Here is a 13,547-nt window from a genome sequence, read left to right on the forward strand (position 1 = left end):
GGTCAATAACATCAATTACAGTTTGAAAAACCTCAAAAAATGGCTCAAGCCAAGCCGCCGCCATGCGGGCATCTTACTCGCCCCCGCCCAAGTCAAAGTGCATTATCAGCCACTAGGCGTTATTGGGATAATCGTGCCTTGGAACTTCCCCGTCATGCTCTCCATTGGGCCATTAGTCACGGCGATTGCTGCGGGCAACCATGCCATGCTCAAACTTTCGGAATTTACTCCAGCAACCAATAGCGTTATCAAACAGTTGCTCGCCGAAGTATTTGATGAATCCCATGTTGCCGTTGTCGAAGGTGAAGCTGATGTCGCGGCGCAGTTTTCAGCACTGCCCTTCGATCATCTCCTATTTACTGGCTCAACCACGGTTGGCCGCCATGTGATGCGCGCCGCGGCCAATAATCTCACCCCCGTTACCCTTGAACTCGGAGGTAAATCGCCAGTAATTATCGCCCCCGATATGCCACTAGAGATAGCGGTAGAACGAATGATTTATGGTAAGTGTTTGAATGCTGGACAAATCTGTGTAGCGCCTGATTATGTGCTTTGCCCTAACGCTAAAGTGAGCGATTTTATTCAAGCCTATCAAGCAAAATTCCAAGCCATGTACGGCGCAATTGCCCAAAATAAGGACTACGGCAGCATTATTAATGCCCGCCAATTTGATCGTTTATTGGCTGTACTTGAGGATGCCAAAACCAAAGGTGCCAAGATTATCTCTGCCTCAAATGAAGCAATAGACAGCCAGAATCGTAAACTCGCCACTCAGCTGATTACTAATACCACTGAAGATATGCTATTGATGCAAGAGGAAATCTTTGGGCCGCTATTACCCGTTATCGGTTACGACTCTTTAGATGAAGCCATTAGCTACGTAAACCGTCGCGCCAGACCCTTAGCGCTCTATGTGATGAGTTTTGATGAAGCGAGCCAACAAAAAATCCTCAAGCAAACTCACTCTGGCGGTGTTTGTATCAATGAAACGGTATTCCATGTAGCAGCCGATGATGCGCCCTTTGGCGGCATAGGCCCATCTGGTATGGGGCATTATCATGGTAAAGAAGGGTTCCTCACCTTTAGCCACGCCAAAACCGTGCTAAGCCGTGGGCGCTTTAACACGGGTAAATTTGTCCATCCACCCTATGGCACTTTTATCCAACGTATGTTGATGAAGCTGTTTTTACGCTAATACGGGCCGCTTAGGAGTGGTTATGTCGAGCTTATTACCAACAGATACAGATACTAAGCCCATGACAGATAAACGTCAGGCGATACTCGATACCGCCTTATCGTTATTTGTCAGCCAAGGCTTTCATGCCACCTCGACCGCTTCAATTGCCAAGCAGGCTGGCGTAGCGACAGGCACACTGTTTCATCATTTCCCAACCAAAGAAGTGTTGATGGAAAGCCTGTTTCTCACAATTAAACAAGAGTTTGCTAATGCATTATTGTTAAATATCAAAGAAGGGAGCGATCTTAAAGAGCATGCAGAAATCCTCTGGCAGAGCGCGATTGACTGGTCGATTGATAATCCAATCAAGCAATTATTTTTTCAGCAATATTCAATGTCACCTATGATTGCGGCTTCTATCCGCGAACAAGCAATGAATAGCATCTTAGGGTTTATCGCCCAGTTGATAAAAAAAGGGCAGCTAATGGGATTAATTGCCCACTATCCCATTGAATTAATGCTTGAAAATTGCCACGGACAATACTTAGCAGCCACACGATTTTTTATAGATAACCCCGAATTGGGCAGAGATAAACATTATCGTGATGCCAGCTTTGCGCTGTTTTGGAAGGCGTTACGGGCCGACTAAACCTAAAAGCAATCGAGCCAGACTTATATCTGGCTCGATTGTGGCGATGTTTAACTGAATGAACAGATATTTAATACGATTAGTATAATCAGCTTTGGCTTAATTCAGGTTGTTTTTCTATAGGTTGCGACAACTGCGAAGCACTCCAATAACCTTGTTTTACACCCTTTTCGATAAGCTCAGCGACTGCTAACTCAATGGCTTGTAGTACACAAAACTGCACAGGTTCATTGGTGGTAAAACCGACTTCGGCTTCGGCCAAACGATTCAAACTGGTATAACGGAACAGGCCTGCACGCATTTCCTGCGAAAGTACCCTTTTACTCGTAGATACAGACATCATCACTTTGCCCGTGTGTACATCGACAGCACGCAGATAGATAGTGACTAAATCCTCACGGTACATTTCCGAGGCGCCGATACCGTAATATTCAACCCCTGTACCGCCTGTACTGGTGTTGGTCTCGTAACTGATAATGCCACCTTCTAGTAGCAATCTCGCCGTCGATAACACGGGGATATCATCGCCCTTTGAGCCATTTTGCTTATTACTGATCTTGCGCTCAGTTAATAAATTTTGCAGGCCTTCACGCTCAACGGGCGTAAACCATTTAGAGTCAATCAAGGTTTGCATCAGCATCGATGTTGCCCCTTGAGTGACCGCAGTTGAAAATGAGCTGACGTTAGCTTGAGGTTTATATTGCCCGGTTTGGTCTCGGAATGAATATACCGCAACTGGGATCGGAAATTTTGGCCCAGGCTGACTCTGTAGCTCCTTCATCACCTCACTCATTGGATTAACTTGAGCAGGAGTAATATTTAAGTCAGGCTTGGGGATCAAGCTACAGGCGGACATACTCAGCAGCATAGAAGCGATAAAGATGGAACGTGCCATTAGTTTCCGCCTCCAAAAGTTGGCATTTCAATCACCGTCACTTCGCCAGTTTCGATGTTAGTGATGGTTAACATCACTCCGGTGCCAGTAGAGGCGACTTCGATACGAAAATCGCCAGTATCGTACACCCCATCTTTGATCTCACCATCAGCAACGCCGCGGGTGATGGAGTTAATGATGTTACGTTCCAATGACTCCTTAAAACGGGTAACAAAGTCCTTCTCGGTCGAGCTGGCTTTATTATCGTTTTGAGCCTGCGCTTTATTGAGTAAAAAGGAGCCATTCGCAGGATTGCCCCCAAAGCTTGGGTTGACGGGGGTATAGATTAATTCGGTTGCTTGGCTGGTGTGAGCTATGCAAAACACAGCAAGAGAAAGTAACGTCCTGAATGTCATTATTGTTATCCTACAAATCGTCTGATGTTCCTGAAAAATCACCCGTAATCGCATTAGCCCTGACTTGAGCTAAGTAATCAATCGTCAACAAAATAGCCTGCTCTGCGCTCTCCTTAATCGGGTTCGCCCGACGACCAAAGTGCGTGGTATAAATACGAGTTCCATTCACTTCTAAGGTTAAAACGGTTCCGGCCTGCGGAAACACCGTCTCATACAAGGTCACGTTAAACCCTTGAGTAAACGGCAATTCGCGCCAATAACTTGAATAGTAAAACCCAAAATCCTTACCAAAACGCGTTAAGGTTCTATCTATCACAAGCCCACTGATTTCAATATCATCATCGGCTAACGCGCCAGGAGCGCTTATAAACAAGAATGGACACAAAATACTGAACAACAACCGCTGAATTAACGATTTCACAGGTCCCTCCTTACCTACAATGCTCAAACCTTCAGATACAGCGATAGCGTAAAATGCACACTTTGCCATGTTGTGCATGTAACATTTCACGCTTATTTTTATTAAAAGAAGGTTAACAGGATTGAAGAATGCTAGTCATTAGACTGAGACCTAAATTAGCCCAAAAAGCTAAGGTAAAAACCGCAAAATAGCCCATTTGGGTAATACATTAGAATGAGCAATGAAAACTCTTGATACACTATCAAACGCAGATTATTGCGGTAACCAGAGTTGTACTGACAGCCCGCCATCGGTGCGATTATGCATACTAATGCTGCCTTCATGGGCCTCAATGATTTCGCGGCAAAGTGGTAAGCCTAAGCCAGTACCCGATTGCTTGGTTGAGTAAAAAGGCAACAGGGCTTGCTCTAACACTTCCTCCGACATGCCACTACCACGGTCCTCTATCTTGATAATAAAGCCAGCGCCATCAACCAGCGTTTGAAAGCGAATGGTAAGCATGACCTCATCGGGATCGGAACCTGATTCATGGGCATTTTTCAGCAGGTTTAGCAGAACTTGCTCCATTTGCCCTTGATCGAAATAGCCCATTTCAGCGGGTAATTCATTGGCTAAGGTAAAAGGATAATGCTGGGTTAAATGTTCGATAAGCTGCTGCCACGCGACTTGACGTCGCTGCGGTAAAGGCAGTTTAGCAAAGCGAGCATAATTGAAAATAAACTGACTTAAGTGATTCGTGCGACTCTCTATAGTGTCGAATATCAGTTTAAGCTTTGGATTATCGAGATCTTTCGTGAGTAAACGCCCCGAGTTCACCATTGAAGCAATGGGCGCGACAGAATTATTTAGCTCATGGCTGATAATACGGATCACCTTCTTCCACACCGCCACTTCCTGACGATTAAGCTCTCGGGTCATCTGCTTAAGCAAGATTAAATTATGCTGTTGGTTATTCAGCAAAAATTGGCCGCGACTCAGATACCAAGTCTCAGTATCATCCTCACCCATGGTAAACAGGCCGCTCTTTTCTTGCTTAAGGGCCAAGGCAAGGGCATCGGGTAAGTCTTGCAGCAGTTCGTCGAGGCTCAAGCCTTCCATTTTGCCTTTGATATGGAAAAGATGCCGCGCCGCATCGTTGGCATACATGAGTTTTTGGTGATCGTTAAACAGCAGCATCACGTTAGGTGAGCTTTGAATCACTTTATCCAGCAGCAATTCGCGCTGATAAATATACTGCCGCTCCTGGCGCAGCTTAGCTGCCGAATCATTAAATAACTCAGCCAATGCCTTAAGCTGGCCCTCACCATTTGCCGGAATGCTGACGCTAAAGTCATTATCGTTAAAGTTGAGTAAGCCAACCTCTAAGGCATTGAGGCTACGAGCTAAATGGCGGGTAAACCAAGCCAAACCTAAGGCGCAAATACCACAGGTAAACAATAATATGAATAACCATTCGGTGATTGGTAGCCCTTGATCTGTCCCTTGCGCTAACGTCAACTTAGGCAGTGAGATAGGTTCTGCTGGCGGGGCCGTGGGCGGCACATCAGGATGGGCAGAAGGACTAAAAAGCCCGTCTTTAAGCTGCTCGAGTTTAAAAAGCTTAATTTGCAATTGTTCTTGCTTGAGCTGCTCTAACTTTTGCAGCTCATGCTTAATCTGCTCGGCCCTTAAACGCTCCTGTAATGACAACGTTTGTTGTAATTTCTCGTTATTTTTAATTGCCGCTTCGACGTTTTCTTGAAGCTTATCTACGTCGATGGGCGGTATATTAATTGCGGGGAGCTTGATGGGAGCTGGGACTTCAACTGACGAGATAGAGGGGCGATAGCTCACAGCACCTAGGGTCAATAGCACACCTAAGGCGCAACAAACAGTTGAATAAATGATTAATTTTGTTCGCAGTTGCACCTAAAACTCCACCTAAGACTCAATGTTTATCATGCTATGACTATTTTTCTAGACCAAACTTATCCATGCGGCGATACAGGGCTTGCCTACTTAGGCCAAGGGATTTAGCTACTCGTGCAATCACGCCCTTGTGCTGTCTTAAGGCCATTTCAATCTGCTCACGGCTAACATCCATAGCGTCGCTCGAATCCAGTTGAGCGGACACGTCTTGATTGGCAACTTTTATCTGTGATTCAATCGGGGCAACTTCGGTTATGGTTCGCCCAAACGTCATCGTATTTATCGTGTGAGTGTTGTTAGCATTGACTGGCGGTAAACCAAAATCAGCTTCCGTTAACACTCGACTTTGCGCCAATAGCGCCGCACGTTTACAGGCATTTTCTAGCTCGCGCACATTCCCCGGCCAACGATGCTGTAATAGCGCCTGTTGGGCGGGTTTACTCAAACTAAAACCCTCACCGACAAAATGTTTCACTAAGGGCAAAATATCGTCAATACGCTGATTCAGTGGCGGTAAGGCCAGTTCAATCACATTTAAGCGATAGAATAAGTCCTCACGGAAACGTCCCTCGGCAATATCTTGGGCAAGATCGGCATTGGTCGCACTGATCACCCTCACCTTCACTTTTAAGGTTTTATGGCTACCTAAACGTTCAAACTCCCCGGTTTGTAATACCCGCAATAATTTCACTTGGCCCGAGAGCGGTAAATTACCAATTTCATCCAAAAACAGCGTGCCGCCATCGGCCGCTTCAAAGCGACCAATGCGCGCCTTATTAGCCCCCGTAAACGCCCCCGCCTCAGCACCAAAGAGTTCGGCTTCGAGCAACTCCATTGGCAAAGCCCCCACATTCACCTTAATAAAGGGTTTGTTTTTTAAGGGAGAATTAGCATGGATAATATCGGCAAGCTTATCTTTACCGGCACCGTTAGGGCCTGTGATCAATACAGATACATCGGAGCGTGCCAGTTGTAAGGCTAAGTCAATACAACGCTGCATCGCACCACTACCAAAAACAATCCCGCACAGATCCGCATCGGCAATCGCGACTTGGCGTTGTGAATTAACTCGCTCGAGCCGATGATTTGTACGTGCAAGCTTATAGAGAGCAATTAAATTCGTAATGCTGTTTAGTAACTTAGCATCATCCCACGGTTTGCCCATGTAATCAGCGGCGCCGGCTTTAACCAACTCAACAGCGGTTTCGAGCTGCGTCCAAGCCGTCATTAAAATGATCGGCAAATCCGGCTGCCTATCACGCAATGCATAAAACAACTGCCGCCCTTCTTCCCCAGAGGTGGTATCGCGGGTGAAGTTCATATCTTGGATAACAAGATCAATATCATGGGTCGCGATCAGACCAAGGGCATCATCTGGTGTATGGCAAGTTAACACCTGATAACCATTGATCTCCAGCATTAAGCCTAAGGCCTGGCAGATGGCGTGGTTATCGTCGACAATCAGAATTGTGTCCATGTGGCAAAGTATATCCCGAGTAAAACTATTAACCTTAAAGTAACAAAAAGTGCAATAACATCCTACTGTTATCGCACTTTATGCCGCTCAGCTTATGTTACACAGTACGCGTCGCTGTCGCCGGAGATATCTTGGCAGCCTTGCGTGCAGGTAAGTACACCGCAAGGGTGGTCACCACAAATAATCCAACAACGGTGAATAATGGATAGGAAAGCGCCAGCATAGGTAAGCTATACAGGCTCATCAATTGCTGGCCTAACTGAATCGCTAACAGCACACCCAAAGTGCCACCTAACAGACATAGCAGATAGTTTTCCACTAAGAAGTAGCTGATAATATCGCGCTTTTTAGCACCTAACGCGCGGCGAGTGCCAATCTGCTTGGTGCGACGCTGGATATTAAACATCACCATCCCTGTCACCCCAAGTGAGGTAATCAACAACAGCAATACCACCATCATGGTTAGTACGGTTGCCATTAATTCATGGTCACGATATGCCTCGATACGGCGCTCGCTCATGGTTGTAAAGCCTTCGACTACCCGGCTAGGATATTCTTTATGCAGGGCTTCGGGGATGACCTCTTTTAAGCGCTCAATATCAGCTGGCTTAGCTCTTACTAAATAACGTTTATAGTCAGCGGGATAATTCACCGACAACACAGAACTAAACTCAAGGTTACTATTATCAACCCATGCCGTTTGTAAGCGCTCCAGCACTCCAATCACCACAAAGTGCTGTGTGCCCATATATACGCTCTTGCCAAGCGCTGATTCATTCGGCCACACCTTATCGACAAAGGCTTTAGTGACTATCATCTTGCCCCCATCTTCCAGCAACTCTGTGGTGATTTCCTGGGGATAGAAGTTACGTCCCTCGACTAACTTCAGCCCTAAGGAGTCGATAAAATGCTCATCACTCATATACATGCCGGTATTGGGCGTAGATTTAGCGCGCTCCTCAGGCCCTAGGGTAAAGTTACTCGACCAACCGCCGCCGCTCAGGGGAGCCATAGAGGTAGGTGCAACATCGATAACGCCAGGGATCGCACGAATGATCTCTAAATCTCGTTTATCCTGCGCTACTAAATCTGTCGATTTATCAAAATGATAAATGCTGAAATCAAAGACTTCACTTTCAACAATCCCCGACTCACGCGCCATTAAATTTAATCGTTCGGCGATAATAAAGCTGGCATTAGCGACGATAGCCACAGACAAAATAATCTGTAATAACAGTAGTAAGGGGCCGCTTTTACTGCGTAATAAACTGCTGAGAATAGGTTTGATATGTAACATATTGCCCCCGATTATTGGCTCTTAAGATAAACACTTGGGTTAGTGGTACACACACGCCACGCAGGATAAATACCCGCCACAATCGCTGCAAAAATGGCAATAACAGGCGCAATGAGCCACATGCTGGCGTCGAGATGAGTAATCGAAGCCTCAAGTTGAAACTTCTTTGTGAGCAACGCAAGTGAGCCCCAAGCCCAAGCCAAGCCGAGTAAGCCACCGAATAGTCCCATCAAAGACACTTCCACCATATGTTGGGCAAAGATCTGCCCTTGGCTGGCGCCGATGGCGCGGCGCACGCCAATTTCGGGAGCTCGGCGTAAAAACTTAGACAGCAACAACCCTAACATATTGACTAAGCAAACAATGAGGAAGAGTGCACTGAGGCCCACCAGCACCTTGTTATCCTCTGGCACCACTTTATTAATGGCTAGCCATTGGTCAATATCGGACAATTGCACATCGGCCTTAGGTGAGCTAAAGCGACCTAATTTCTTTTGTTGTTCAATATATTGGCGAACCCACTGACGGTACTCAGCAACTTGTTCAGGCGTATCGAGTTGCACCCAAAATTGTGTCCAATGCTTTTCGGAGGTTAAACGCTGCGCGTAGTTGTTGATGCTCTCATAGTTCCAGCCATTGGTATTTCCCCAACTGCCATATTCCTCAATCGGCGCTAAGCTGTAGGGCACAAACAAGGTATCCACATTACCAAAGGCGCCGTTGTTAAGGTCATAATAGTTTGGACTCGGCGCCCAAGGCTTAAGCACGCCAACCACCTGATAGGGCTTAGCATTAAAATAAATCGTCTTGCCGACACTATTTTGGCCCGCAAACAGCGTCTTATTCAGCTCATCGGTGAGCACCACTTCGTAGCGAGCATCTTTATCGACGCTGTCATCCCACGCCTGACCGTATTGAAACTCGAGGCCAAACAGTGGGAAAAAGTCGTTATTGGTTACCCTAACCCGAGATTGCAGCACGGGTAAAAAAGCGGGATCTTCGGTTTGCACCGCGCCGCCAGTGCGAAACATGGGGGTTTGCAGGCTCGGAATATCACTCTTAAGTAAGTTCATCCCGTCTTGATAGGTGATCTGTTGATCGAAGCGATCCCAGGCATCTGGCCCTTGGCTCCACAGCTGTACCGCAAACAACTGGCTGGACTTCTCCCCCGCAGGGTTAGTGGACATCATTTTGTAGATGTTAAGAGTGGTGATGGTGATGCCAATGCCGATAGAAATCGCCATGATCATCAATGCCGACAACATGGGCGTTTTTTTGATGCTACGCCAAGCTAAATCTAAGTAATAGAAGAACATAACCGCTCCTAGCCTTGGGCGTTAGCAACCAATTTATCGACACTGCTATGGCTTGCACTGCGGGCCGCATTGGGTTGATACATGGTAAAGTCGCAGACTTGACCATCGACAATTTGAATATTGCGCTGGGCACGGCGGGCCAGTTCAGGATCGTGGGTCACCATGATGATGGTGGTGCCAGATTGGTTAATATTCTCTAATAATTCCATCACTTGGCGGGCCATTAAGCTGTCGAGGTTACCCGTAGGTTCGTCGGCGAGCAGAAAACGGGGTTCCCCCGCTAAAGCACGGGCAATCGCTACCCTTTGCTGTTGACCGCCGGATAATTGAGTCGGCAAATGCTTCATCCGCGCACCTAAGCCCACTTGCTCTAATGCTTGCTCCACACGGCGTTTACGCTCCTTGGCACTAAAACCACGGTAGCGCAGCGGCACTTCAATGTTTTCCGCGAGGTTAAGATCGGGGATCAAGTTAAAACCTTGGAAGATAAAGCCAATCTTCTCATTGCGTACGGCGGCACTCTTGTTATCACTGAGGTTGGAGACATTAATCCCATCTAAAAAATAATCCCCATGGGTGAAGCCTTCGAGCAAGCCAGCGATATTTAAGAAGGTGGTTTTGCCTGAACCCGAAGGGCCTGTGACCGCCACAAACTCACCCTCGTTTACCTCAAGGTTGAAATCCCGCAGTGCGTGGGTTTCTACTAAGTCCGTTTTAAAAACTTTACTGATATTCTTCATTGATAACATTTTAATTTCCTTAATTAATTTTTATCTTTGCGCGTAAACGGCTAATAAAACGCGCGGGACTTCAATGTAACTTGAGCATGTAACAGACGAAGCAGAGGCAACCGCTTATCAGCCCAGAAAAGCACCCATAATGAACTCACTCAACTTACCGAACAGCCCATTTAGGCAAGAGAATATCAAGCTCACACTTTCCATCGAGACATCACCAATCTGGCGCATTTCGTCTAAGGGATTGGTCCATTCCAAAATATTTAAGCCAAGGAAAAACCAACTATTAGCTTCTCCAATCCCCAGCTCTACCGCCACAACTAACAAGGCCAAAGCGAATACGCCAAACAGCTTGGAGGACATCAACACACTGATATCAACATTTTTATGACTCATTATTGGCTCCTATTTACTTATCGCCGCAGTATTTTCAACCACGGCAATTTCCAATCCATCAATTTGATTAATAAGTTTTTTCAACCAAATAACATCAATGCATCTTAACCTGTTCGGCATGATTGAAGGGCTCAACACTCGAGATCACCCATTCGTCACCCGCTTTACCGCCTTCAATCACTTCCACCTGGCTCATACTGGTGCTACCCAGTTTAATCTGGCGGCGGGTAGCGATATCGCCTTCGACTTGATAAGCCTCCTCCCCGCCACCGCTGGTCATAAAGGCACCACGTTTGACCATCAACACATTTTCCCGATGTTCGAGTAGCACTCGGGCAGAAATGCGTTGGTTTTGGCGCAGCTTAAGGCTTTCGCTCTGGGCAAATTGCACTCTGGCGGTCACTTCACGGTTACGCACTTCGGGAGAAATCGAGGATAACTTGCCCATGAGTTTGACTTCGCCAAAGCTCAGCTCAACCTCCATGCCAAGTCCAAGTTCATCGGCGTAAGACTCTGGCACCGCAAGCTCGGCCTCATAGGCACTTAAATCGACCACAGTTAGAATCGGTTGATTGGCACTCAAACGCGTTTTTTGCTCTGTCAGCCAGTTGCCAATAATGCCGCCAACCGGCGCTTTAATATTTAAGGCTTCAACTTGGCGCTCTAATTCACCTACCGCTAACTGCTGGCGTTCAACTTCAAGCGCTTTATTCTTTACTTCAAAGGTCAAGGTATCCTTAGTTAATGCAGCGTCTTGCAACGCATGCTCAAATTTAAGCTTGGCTTTATGCAGATCATCTTTGCCCTTTTCATAGTCAATCTGCCCAATCAGCTGACTTTGAATAAGCTGCTCACCACGGCGACGTTCACGCTCGGCCGCCTCGAGATCGACCTTGGCCATATCTAAGGTTTGGTTGACTTGTAATTGGTTGCGTCTAGCGTCCAGCTTGGCACGCTCAAGAGCACCCTCCAAACCCGCTAATAAGGATTTCGCCTGTTCTAATTGATTGGTCAGTCTTGGACTATCTAGCTTGGCTACCACATCGCCTTTATTAACTGTATCGCCAGGATTGCTCAGTAGCGTCACTGTCCCTTCTTCAGTGCTGTAGAGGATCGGTGCATTGGCCGCGACGATTTTACCTGTAGTCGCGATATCCCGAGTCAGCGTACCTACATATAAAGTCGCAGTGGTTAACTCACTACGGCTAATGGATTTGCTCACATTATCGCTACTGAAACTGGCCCACACTAAGGCGCTCACTAATAAGGTGCAGCCGCCAATAATCAAGGGCACTTTGAGACGTTTAGCGTTTGATGGCGCAAGGAGAGTATCTTGGCCGCTGGTATCTTTAATCATGGCGTTTCTCGCTTCCCTGTCGGAGGGCTGGATATGCCCATCGCTACGGACACTATTAAAAATCGATATCCAGTAATAGCAACGCCTATGCCAATTCCATTAAAGAATTTATTTTCATTGTGTTAGATAAGATTTAAGATAAAAGTGTCCGCGGACACCACAGTTGAAAACTAAAAGTGTCCGCCTAAATTTAGCAAAAGTGTCCGCTTGATATGAGAAAAGGCTGCTTGTAGGTGTACGGTACTCAGCAAAGAACAAGCCAGCAGTCGCTCAACATGCGCTAACACTTTTATTCGCCAAATGACAGAGTTTCCCTTTACAGCTAAAACCTTGCCACATAAGATCCTGCCACCCTCGCAGCAGACATATCCAATAAGATGAATCGCCCTATGAAAACACTCACTATTACGCGTCCTGACGACTGGCATATTCACCTAAGAGATGGCGCCCAATTAACAGATACGGTTCGCGATATCAGCCGCTATATGGGCCGCGCTATCGTCATGCCTAACCTGGTTCCTCCCGCTATCGATACCGAAACCGCCTTGGCTTATTACGATCGCATCAAGGCGCAAGTGCCCGCAGGCTCGCAATTCGAACCCTTAATGGTGTTGTATCTCACCGACAAAACCAGCCCAGAGGAAATCCGTAAAGCTAAAGCCTCGGGCAAAATCGTTGCAGCTAAGCTCTATCCCGCAGGCGCGACCACCAACTCGGATTCTGGCGTCACCGATTTGAAGAACATCTACCCAGCCCTCGAAGCGATGCAAGAAGTGGGCATGTTGTTCCTAGTGCATGGTGAAGTGACTGATTCATCGATTGATATTTTCGACCGTGAGCGCGTGTTTATTGAGAATATCCTCAGCAAGATCGTGGCCGATTTCCCGAAGCTTAAAATCGTTCTCGAGCATATCACCACTAAGGATGCGGTCGATTTTGTGACTCAAGCGTCTGACAACGTGGCCGCCACAATCACCGCGCACCATTTACTTTATAACCGCAACCATATGTTGGCTGGCGGTATTCGTCCGCACTTCTATTGCCTGCCGATTTTAAAGCGCAATACCCATCAGCAAGCACTGTTAGCGGCTGCGGCGAGTGGCAATAAGAAGTTCTTCCTCGGTACTGACTCGGCGCCACACGCAAAAGACCGTAAAGAAGCCGCCTGTGGCTGCGCGGGTTCTTATACTGCCCATGCCGCCATAGAGCTTTACGCCGAAGCCTTTGAATCGGTTAATGCACTGGATAAATTAGAAGCCTTTGCCAGCTTCAATGGCCCAGATTTTTACAATCTGCCCCGCAACAGCGATACCATCACCCTAGTGAAAAAATCTTGGGATGTGCCCGTCAGTTACCCACTTGGCGACAACAACGTTGTGCCAATTCGCGCTGGCGAACAAATCGATTGGCAGGTTGAATAACAGGCCTTTTGATGCGATAAACGGTGAGCCTACCGTTTATCGAGCTCGAAACCGTTAAGAGTCGCCTTAGGGCGACTTTTTTATAACCAACACGTAAAACC

13 protein-coding genes are annotated in these 13,547 nt (G+C 46.9%); 3 read left to right on the top strand and 10 right to left on the bottom strand.

The annotated features are described in order from the left end of the window. Both SHEWPOL2_RS11590 and SHEWPOL2_RS11595 read left to right on the top strand, forming a co-directional pair. On the top strand, positions 1-1,195 hold a 1,195-nt coding region (locus tag SHEWPOL2_RS11590; protein ID WP_037428397.1), incomplete at its 5' end, for a coniferyl aldehyde dehydrogenase. 22 nt (positions 1,196-1,217) lie between these two features. Further along, positions 1,218-1,826 carry a TetR/AcrR family transcriptional regulator gene (locus SHEWPOL2_RS11595; RefSeq protein ID WP_037421559.1) on the top strand — a complete coding sequence of 203 codons (609 nt, stop codon included), beginning with the start codon at positions 1,218-1,220 and terminating at the stop codon, positions 1,824-1,826. An 88-nt stretch (positions 1,827-1,914) separates the two neighbouring features. Here the strand turns inward: SHEWPOL2_RS11595 and SHEWPOL2_RS11600 are convergent, their stop codons facing one another. The 10 genes from SHEWPOL2_RS11600 to SHEWPOL2_RS11645 form a co-directional block, all read right to left on the bottom strand. Beyond that, positions 1,915-2,721 carry a CsgG/HfaB family protein gene (locus SHEWPOL2_RS11600; RefSeq protein WP_037421563.1) on the bottom strand — a complete coding sequence of 269 codons (807 nt, stop codon included), beginning with the start codon at positions 2,719-2,721 and terminating at the stop codon, positions 1,915-1,917. Continuing rightward, entirely contained in the window at positions 2,721-3,116 is a 396-nt protein-coding gene (locus SHEWPOL2_RS11605; RefSeq protein ID WP_037421565.1) for a curli assembly protein CsgF, read from the bottom strand. Before SHEWPOL2_RS11605 ends, SHEWPOL2_RS11600 begins: the two co-directional genes overlap by 1 nt. 10 nt (positions 3,117-3,126) lie before the next feature. Beyond that, a complete protein-coding gene (locus SHEWPOL2_RS11610; RefSeq protein ID WP_037421568.1) occupies positions 3,127-3,537 on the bottom strand; it encodes a curli production assembly/transport protein CsgE in 411 nt (136 codons plus the stop codon). Between the two features lie 252 nt (positions 3,538-3,789). Further along, positions 3,790-5,445 carry an ATP-binding protein gene (locus SHEWPOL2_RS11615; RefSeq protein ID WP_037428400.1) on the bottom strand — a complete coding sequence of 552 codons (1,656 nt, stop codon included), beginning with the start codon at positions 5,443-5,445 and terminating at the stop codon, positions 3,790-3,792. Positions 5,446-5,485: 40 nt separating this feature from the next. Continuing rightward, on the bottom strand, positions 5,486-6,922 hold the full coding sequence (locus tag SHEWPOL2_RS11620; RefSeq protein ID WP_037428402.1) for a sigma-54 dependent transcriptional regulator: 1,437 nt from the start codon (positions 6,920-6,922) through the stop codon (positions 5,486-5,488). A gap of 97 nt (positions 6,923-7,019) precedes the next feature. Next, positions 7,020-8,219 (bottom strand): FtsX-like permease family protein, encoded by a 1,200-nt coding sequence (locus tag SHEWPOL2_RS11625; RefSeq protein WP_037421576.1) that lies wholly within the window; start codon positions 8,217-8,219, stop codon positions 7,020-7,022. An 11-nt stretch (positions 8,220-8,230) separates the two neighbouring features. Then, the gene (locus SHEWPOL2_RS11630) at positions 8,231-9,535 is read right to left on the bottom strand and encodes an ABC transporter permease (RefSeq protein WP_037428404.1); all 1,305 of its coding nucleotides are present in this window, start codon (positions 9,533-9,535) and stop codon (positions 8,231-8,233) included. An 8-nt stretch (positions 9,536-9,543) separates the two neighbouring features. Then, positions 9,544-10,284, bottom strand: coding sequence for an ABC transporter ATP-binding protein (locus SHEWPOL2_RS11635; RefSeq protein ID WP_023269017.1), 741 nt, complete (start codon positions 10,282-10,284; stop codon positions 9,544-9,546). Between the two features lie 108 nt (positions 10,285-10,392). Next, a complete protein-coding gene (locus SHEWPOL2_RS11640) occupies positions 10,393-10,668 on the bottom strand; it encodes a hypothetical protein (protein ID WP_037428407.1) in 276 nt (91 codons plus the stop codon). Between the two features lie 94 nt (positions 10,669-10,762). Next, positions 10,763-12,025, bottom strand: coding sequence for an HlyD family efflux transporter periplasmic adaptor subunit (locus SHEWPOL2_RS11645; protein ID WP_037428408.1), 1,263 nt, complete (start codon positions 12,023-12,025; stop codon positions 10,763-10,765). Between the two features lie 389 nt (positions 12,026-12,414). Between SHEWPOL2_RS11645 and pyrC the strand changes: the two genes are divergently transcribed. Further along, positions 12,415-13,446, top strand: a complete 1,032-nt coding sequence (gene pyrC / locus SHEWPOL2_RS11650; protein WP_037421589.1) for a dihydroorotase — start codon at positions 12,415-12,417, stop codon at positions 13,444-13,446. Positions 13,447-13,547 lie beyond the last annotated feature (101 nt).

It is taken from the genome of Shewanella sp. POL2 (genome assembly GCF_000282755.1).
Classification (GTDB): domain Bacteria; phylum Pseudomonadota; class Gammaproteobacteria; order Enterobacterales; family Shewanellaceae; genus Shewanella; species Shewanella xiamenensis.